This is a genomic window from Cryobacterium sp. 10I1 (assembly GCF_035019805.1).
In the GTDB taxonomy this organism is placed as follows: domain Bacteria; phylum Actinomycetota; class Actinomycetes; order Actinomycetales; family Microbacteriaceae; genus Cryobacterium; species Cryobacterium glucosi.
The window spans coordinates 1-7,203 of record NZ_JASJVF010000173.1 but is presented as its reverse complement, the minus strand read 5'-3'; the positions used below and the strand labels follow the sequence as shown (position 1 = coordinate 7,203).

Genomic DNA, 7,203 nt, shown 5'->3' with positions numbered 1-7,203 from the left:
AGTTACCGGCACGCGCAGGTGATCATGGAGCAGGCCTGGGGCATCCGGGTCGATGACCCGGAAGCGGCCGCCCGGGCCCGGGCCGTATTCGAGGAAGTCCTCGTGCCCGACGCGGAAGTGCTGACCGTGGCGAAGCTCGCCGACCGGGCCCGGAGGGTGCGGGAGCGCACCCACCCGGAGACCATCACCGCGAGGCACCAGAAAAGCGTCGAGGACCGGCATGTGGTGTTCCAGGCCCTCAACGACGGCATGGCCTCCCTGTATCTGACAGGGGACGCGGAGAAGGTGCAGGCCGCCTACCACCGCACCCTCGACACGGCGCTGACCCTGCAGGGCCCGGAGGAAACCCGCACGCTGACCCAGCTGGCGGCGGACGTCCTCACCGACGTCCTGATCGGCGGGGTCACCCCGGACGGACTCGGTGCCGGGGTGGCCGCGCAGGTCAACGTCACCGTTCCCGTGCTGACCTTGTTGGGGAAGAGCGAGGAGCCCGGGTATCTGGCCGGGTACGGACCCATCGACCCCGATACCGCGAGGCGTCTCGCCGCCGGGGCGCCGAGCTTCACCCGGCTCCTCACCCACCCCGAAACCGGCGTGGTGCTCTCGATGGGACGCGACACCTACAAACCGCCCGCGGCTTTGAAGAAGTGGCTCGAGGTGCGCGATGAAACCTGCACCTTCCCCGGGTGCCGCCGCTCCGCCAAGCGGTCCGATCTGGACCACAGTGTGGAGTGGCAGCACGGCGGGGAGACCGACGCGATGAACCTCGCCCACCTCTGCCCGTATCACCACGCGGTGAAGAGCTACACACGGTGGTCGCCGAGGCACCTCGGCGATGGTCGCATCGAATGGACCTCCCCGGCCGGGTACAGCTACATCGTCGAACCCTCCGCGGATATGAGACCACCCCGGAAACCCAAACCCGAACCGAAACCACCGGTCCCGTTCGTGGATGTCTGGAACCTCGACCCCACACCCGACGACCCCACCCCGTTCTGAACGAGGCTTCCGGTGAACGATGCCGCCGGGGGATGACTAGGCCGAGGGCGCCGGCTCCAGGGCGCCGGCGGCGAGGTCTTCGAGCATCAGCTCCGGGTGGTCGCGGACCGTGTTGCGCAACCGCCACGGGGTGCTGAACAGGGCGAGGAGTGTCCCGTCTGAGCGCATCAGCACCTCGACCTGCCGGTCGTGGCCGAGGATCTCGGCGCTCTCCCGGTTGGTGCGGCGGGCGATCTGGTAGGGGAGCGACTCCGAACGGATCGCGGCGCCGAAGTCGTGCGTCATGCGTTCCTCGACGACCTCGAACTGCATCGGGCCGACGGCGCCGAGCACCGGGGCCTGGTCGCCGCGCAGGTCGCTGCGGAGCACCTGGATGACGCCCTCGTGGTCGAGCTGGTCGATGCCGCGCCGGAACTGCTTGTGCTTGCTGCTGTCCGCGGAGCGCACAGCACGGAAGTGCTCGGGCGCGAACATCGGCAGCGGCGGGAACTCGACGGGTTCGCTCTCGAAGATGGAGTCGCCGACCCGGAGTGCCGACGCGTTGACGAGCCCGACGATGTCGCCGGGCCAGGCTTCGTCGGCCACTTCGCGTTCGCGTCCGAAGAGGTGCTGGGCGTACTTGGTCGCGAAGGGCCGGCCACTTGCGGCGTGGGTGACGATCATTCCGCGACGGAACTGGCCCGAACAGACCCGCACGAAGGCGACGTAGTCCCGGTGCGAGGCGTTCATGCCCGACTGCACCTTGAACACGAAGCCGGAGAACGGTGAGGCGACCGGGCGGTGCCCGCCGGCCGCGTCGACACGCGCCTCCGCGGCAGGGGCGAAGTCCACGAGGGTGTCGAGGATGTGCTGCACGCCGAAGTTGAGCACGGCCGCGGCGAACAGCACGGGGGTGGTCTGGTTGGCGAGGAACGTGGCCTCGTCGTGGTCCTGGCCTTCCTCGCCGAGCAGTTCGGATTCTTCGGTCGCGGTGACCCAGGCCTCGCCTTCCTCGGTCGCGGCGACCTCGAACGGCACCCGGTCGCTGTCTGCGGCGGTCGCGCCGCCGGCCGTGCGGGTGAAGCGGATGAACTCTTCGGTCGACCGGTCGATGACGCCGCGGAAGTCGCCGGCCACTCCGACCGGCCAGGTCAGGGGTGTCGGGAGCAGTCCGGTGCGGGTGCGGATCTCGTCCATCAGGGCGAGAGCGTCGAGGCCGGGCCGGTCCCACTTGTTGATCACGGTGATCACGGGCAGGTTGCGCTGACGGCAGACGTCGAAGAGCTTCATGGTCTGCACCTCGAGGCCCTTGCTCGCGTCGACGAGCATCACGGCGGCGTCGACCGCGGACAGGACCCGGTAGGTGTCTTCGGAGAAGTCGGCGTGGCCGGGGGTGTCGACGAGGTTGATCACGCTGTCGCGGTATTCGAACTGGATTGCCGCGCTCGTCACCGAGATGCCACGGGCCTGCTCCATCGCCATCCAGTCGCTCACGGTCCCACGGCGGCCGGCCTTGCCGTGGGTCGCGCCCGCCGTCGTGATGGCGTGCGCGTGCAGGAGGAGCGCCTCGGTGAGGGTCGACTTTCCCGCGTCGGGGTGGCTGATCACGGCGAAGGTGCGCCGCCTGCGCGCCTCTGCGGTGATCTCGGTCGCGGGTGCGCCGGTCGTCGGCACGCCGGTGGTGGGCTGCGTCATGGATCCTTCTTTCGCGGCTGATTCGTTCGGGCTCACGCCTGCTCAGAAGGCCGTAACCGGAATCGTTCCCGTTCAACTCTATCCGGCGTGGCGCGGCGATCTCGCGGCAGACGCCCAGCATCCGTTTTGATAACGGTTCGGGCGTGTCCTTTCCGTGCGCCGATTCGCGGGTTACTCTCAGTTTTGGGGCCACACCCAGCAGTCGCGGTAAGCAGTAAGGAGTGACGGATGATCCAGTCAGGCATTCAGGATTCCGAGCGTGCTCTTCACCCGGCCTCTGCCCACGTGGCCGCGCACCCGCTCCAGGGGCCGCCGCCGATCTCCGTCTCGATCCCGGTCCAGCCGGACGGGCGCCTCCCTCTCGTCGGCGCCCGGCGCACCATCGCGGATACAGACCTCTCCGTGCACCCGGTCGCCCTCGGCTCGAGCGTCTTCGGCTGGACCGCGGACGGCGAGACGAGCCACCGTATCCTCGACCGGCACCGTGCACTCGGCGGCAACTTCCTCGACACCGCGGACAGCTACACCTCCGGACGGAGCGAAGTGATCATCGGCTCCTGGCTGCGTTCCCGCAAGGCGCGCGACAGCACCGTGATCGCCACCAAGATCGGCAAGAACCGGGACAACCCCGGACTGTCCTCCCGGAGCATCATCGGCGCGGTCCAGGCGTCCCTCGACCGGTTGGGCACCGACTACATCGACCTGCTGCACTTCCACTTCGACGATCCGACCGTGCCGCTCGAGGAAAGCCTCGGCGCCGTCGACGTGCTGATGCGCAGCGGCCAGGTGCGGTACCTCGCCGCCTCGAACTTCTCCGGGGAGCGCCTGATGGAAGCCCGCATCCTCGCCGCGAACGGCCTGCCGCGCTTCGTCGCCCTGCAGACCGAGTACAGCCTGCTGCAGCGCAGAGGCTTCGAGTCCTCGCTGTCCCTCGTCACCCGGGCCCAGGGCCTCGCGGTCCTGCCCTACTTCTCCCTCGCGCACGGCTTCCTGGCCGGCCGGTACCGCTCCAAGGCCGACCTGCACAGCACGACGAGGGATGCCCGCGCCGCGAAGCACCTCAGCAGGCCCGGGCTGAGGGTCCTCAGCGTCGTGGACCGGATCGCGGCCGACCACGACACCGGGGCCGCATCGATCGCGCTCGCGTGGCTCCTCGCGCAGGCCGGGGTCACGGCGCCCGTCGCAGGGGCCAGCCAGCCCGACCAGGTGGATTCCCTCATCGCGGCCGCCGGAATCCGGCTCACCCGCAGCGACATGGTCGACCTCGAGCGGGTGACGGGGCTCGCTGCCGGCCGCTGACGCCGACGCCGCCCGCCGCTCGAATTCGGTTCCGCGAGGCACCCTGATGCCGTCGGTGCCGTGACGTAGGGTGGTGGTGTCATGAACAGCGCCGTTGAATTTCCCCTCACACTCGCCGAGTTGTCCTTCCGAGCCGCCGGCGAATCCGTCGTGCGCCGGACCGTCCTCCCGAGCGGTGTGCGCATTCTCAGCGAGCACGTCCCCGGCAGCCGCAGCCTGACGATCGGCTACTGGGTCGCCGTCGGTTCCCGCGACGAAGCGCCCGGGCATTACGGCTCCACCCACTTCCTCGAACACCTGCTCTTCAAGGGCACGGCCAAGCGCAGCGCCCTCGACATCGCGATCGCCTTCGACTCCGTCGGCGGCGAGCACAACGCGATGACCGCGAAGGAATACACCTGCTACTACGCGAAGGTCCGCGACCGCGACCTGCCGATGGCCGTCGAGGTGCTCACCGACATGCTCACCTCGTCCACAATCGACCCGGTCGAATTCGAGACCGAACGCGGCGTGATCCTCGAGGAACTCGCCATGGCTGACGATGACCCGGCGGACGTTGCGAACGAGCGCTTCTTCGAGGCCGTGATGGGCAAGCATCCGCTCGGACGCCCGATCGGCGGCAACCCCGACACGATCAGGGCGGCCACCCCGGAGGCCGTGCTCGCGCACTACCGGGCCAACTACCGCCCGCAGGACCTCGTCGTCACCGTCGCGGGCGCCGTGGACCACGACGTGCTCGTCGCAGACGTGACCCGGGCGCTCTACTCCGCAGGCTGGGACCTGGGCGAACACGCCGCCCCCGTCGGGCGCCGCAACGGGCGACCCGCCGAGATCCACCAGGGCAGCGCGGTCACGGTCGTGCGCCGCCCGCTCGAGCAGGCGAACCTCCTGCTCGGGTTCCCCGGACTCCTCGCGACCGACGATCGCCGCGTCACTATGAGCGTGCTGACCTCCATCTTCGGCGGCGGCATGTCGTCGAGGCTCTTCCAGGAGGTGCGCGAGAAGCGCGGGCTCGCGTACTCCGTCTATTCCTTCGCCCCCGGCTACTCCGACGCGGGCCTCTTCGGCATGTACGCCGGCTGCACCCCGGCGAAGGCGGGCCAGGTCGCCGAGCTTCTCCTGAGCGAACTGCACCGGCTCGCCGAACACGGTGTCACCGCGGACGAGATGAAACGCGCCAACGGGCAGCTCTCCGGTGCCTCCTCGCTGGCCCTCGAAGACTCCGACACCCGGATGTCCCGGCTCGGCCGCGCCGAGATCACCCTCGGTGAGTTCGTCGACCTCGATGAGGCGCTGCGCCGGCTCGCCCTGGTCACCGCGGACGACGTGCAGGCCCTCGCCGTCGACCTCGCGGCCGGCCCGCTGTCCATCGCCGCCGTCGGCGCGCTCGACGACGACGTCTTCGCGGGAATCGTGCCTCCAGGCGTCCGGCCCTGATCCAACGGGTCACCTGGCCCTGTACCGCCCGGCCGTCCGGCCGAACGCCCCGAACCGAAAGAGAACCCGTTGCCCCACTACATCTACCTGGTTCGTCACGGCGAGCAACAGGATGCCGAACACGGCCTGCCCGACGGGCCGCTCTCGGCGCGCGGCAAACGGCAGGCGCAGCTGATCGCGGAGCGCCTCGGCGGCGTGCCGTTCACCGACGCCTGGCACTCGCCCCTGCAGCGCGCGGCCGAGACCGCAGAGATCGTCGCCGGGCGGCTGCCCTCGCTCACCCCGGTTCCCTCCCCGCTGCTGTTCGACTGCATCCCGACCGGCATGGCGCCGGAGACGCCCGCGGCATACGCCCCGTTCTTCGGTGCCGTCACCGAGGAGGAGATCGAAGCCGGCCGTGCGCAGATGGACGACGCCGTCGCCGAATTCCTGCAGCCCCGCAGAGGCGAGCGCCACGAACTGCTGATCACGCACAACTTCGTCATCGGCTGGTTCGTGCGCGCAGTGCTGGGTGCTCCGGACTGGCGCTGGATCAGCATCAACCAGGCCAACTGCGGCCTCACCGTGCTGTTGCAGAAGCCGGGCCGCCCGTGGACGCTCGTCACCCACAACGACACCGGGCACCTGCCCGTGGAGATGCGCACCGGACTGCCTGACCCGCTGCTGTACTAGGCGCGAGCGAGACTCTCTCTCAAGCGCGAGCGGGGCTCTGTACTAGTCGCGAGCGAGGCCCTTCCGGTACCAGTTGGTGGCGTTCGGGTTGTCGTTGTACGGCGGGCAATCCGCAAAGCCGGCGCTCCGGTAGAGCGCTCCGGCGGCCCGCAGGCTCGCGTTCGTGTCGAGCACGAGCTCGGCGGCGCCGAACAATCGCGCCCGCCGCTCGAGTTCGGCGAGCAAGGCCCGGCCCCAGCCCCTCCCGCGTGTGCCCGGCTGCAGCCAGAGGTGCTTGACCTCGTAGCGGGCGCCGCCGCCCGGGGTGTCCCCGATCCGACGGATGCCGCCGCACCCGACCCAGGCCTGCTCCGGGTTCCCGCTGGGTTCGCCGACGAGCAGGAAGACACCGTTCGGCGGCAGGAAGTCCCCGGCCACCGGGAAGGTCGTTCGGTAGGCACCCTGCTCGACGGGGAAGCTCGACTGCCGATCGCTGAAGTAGGCCGTCAGGAGGGCGAGGGAACCGGCATCCGTCACGGATACCTCGCGGAAGACGGGGCCGGGTGCTTTCGGGGTGGCTGGCATGCCACAAGGCTACGTCGGGGAACCCGGTGAGCCCAGTTCGCGCCGGGTCGTGCGGGGCCCGTATGCCGGATGCCGGATTGCCGGATTGCCGCTTGGTAGATTAGTCGTATGACAACACGGGTGGCCATCGTCGGCGTTACGGGCACGATGGGCCGACTGATCAGCGGGCTCGTCGAGGAGACCGACGGGTACGAGTTGCACGCCGGCCTCGACTCGCGCAGCCCGCTGTCCGACATGCTCGGGGCGGATGTCGTCGTCGACGTCACCCTGCCCGGCGTGAGCCAGAGCGTCGTCGACTTCGCCGTCGACAACGGCATCCGGGTGCTCGTCGGCACCTCCGGCTGGTCCCAGTCCCGCATCACGACGCTCGAGCGCCGGATCCGCGGCCGGAGTGACACCGGCGTCGTGATCGTGCCGAACTTCTCGATCGGTTCCGTCGTCGCGACCGCCGTCTCGGCCATGCTCGCCCGGCTCTTCGACTCGATCGAGATCGTCGAAACGCACCAGGCCGCCAAGGTCGACTCTCCCTCGGGGACTGCGGTCCGCACCGCCGAGCTC

7 protein-coding genes are annotated in these 7,203 nt (G+C 69.6%); 5 read left to right on the top strand and 2 right to left on the bottom strand.

Features of this window, described 5'->3' with window-relative positions:
• The coding region (locus tag QN345_RS13605; protein ID WP_323508758.1) for an HNH endonuclease signature motif containing protein at positions 1-999 on the top strand (999 nt) is incomplete at its 5' end.
• Positions 1,000-1,035: 36 nt separating this feature from the next.
• On the opposite strand, the gene QN345_RS13600 is transcribed toward QN345_RS13605, so the two are convergent.
• Complete coding sequence (locus QN345_RS13600; protein WP_134446920.1) at positions 1,036-2,673, bottom strand: peptide chain release factor 3; 1,638 nt, start codon at positions 2,671-2,673, stop codon at positions 1,036-1,038.
• A 228-nt stretch (positions 2,674-2,901) separates the two neighbouring features.
• Here QN345_RS13600 and QN345_RS13595 point away from each other — a divergent pair, with 228 nt between their 5' ends.
• From QN345_RS13595 to QN345_RS13585, 3 genes are all read left to right on the top strand, one after another.
• Entirely contained in the window at positions 2,902-3,972 is a 1,071-nt protein-coding gene (locus QN345_RS13595; protein ID WP_323508757.1) for an aldo/keto reductase, read from the top strand.
• A gap of 81 nt (positions 3,973-4,053) precedes the next feature.
• On the top strand, positions 4,054-5,409 hold the full coding sequence (locus QN345_RS13590) for a M16 family metallopeptidase (RefSeq protein WP_134446924.1): 1,356 nt from the start codon (positions 4,054-4,056) through the stop codon (positions 5,407-5,409).
• Between the two features lie 69 nt (positions 5,410-5,478).
• Complete coding sequence (locus tag QN345_RS13585) at positions 5,479-6,081, top strand: histidine phosphatase family protein (protein ID WP_134446926.1); 603 nt, start codon at positions 5,479-5,481, stop codon at positions 6,079-6,081.
• 42 nt (positions 6,082-6,123) lie between these two features.
• Here the strand turns inward: QN345_RS13585 and QN345_RS13580 are convergent, their stop codons facing one another.
• A complete protein-coding gene (locus tag QN345_RS13580; protein WP_134559764.1) occupies positions 6,124-6,645 on the bottom strand; it encodes a GNAT family N-acetyltransferase in 522 nt (173 codons plus the stop codon).
• Positions 6,646-6,753: 108 nt separating this feature from the next.
• Here QN345_RS13580 and QN345_RS13575 point away from each other — a divergent pair.
• The coding region (locus QN345_RS13575) for a 4-hydroxy-tetrahydrodipicolinate reductase (RefSeq protein ID WP_323508756.1) at positions 6,754-7,203 on the top strand (450 nt) is incomplete at its 3' end.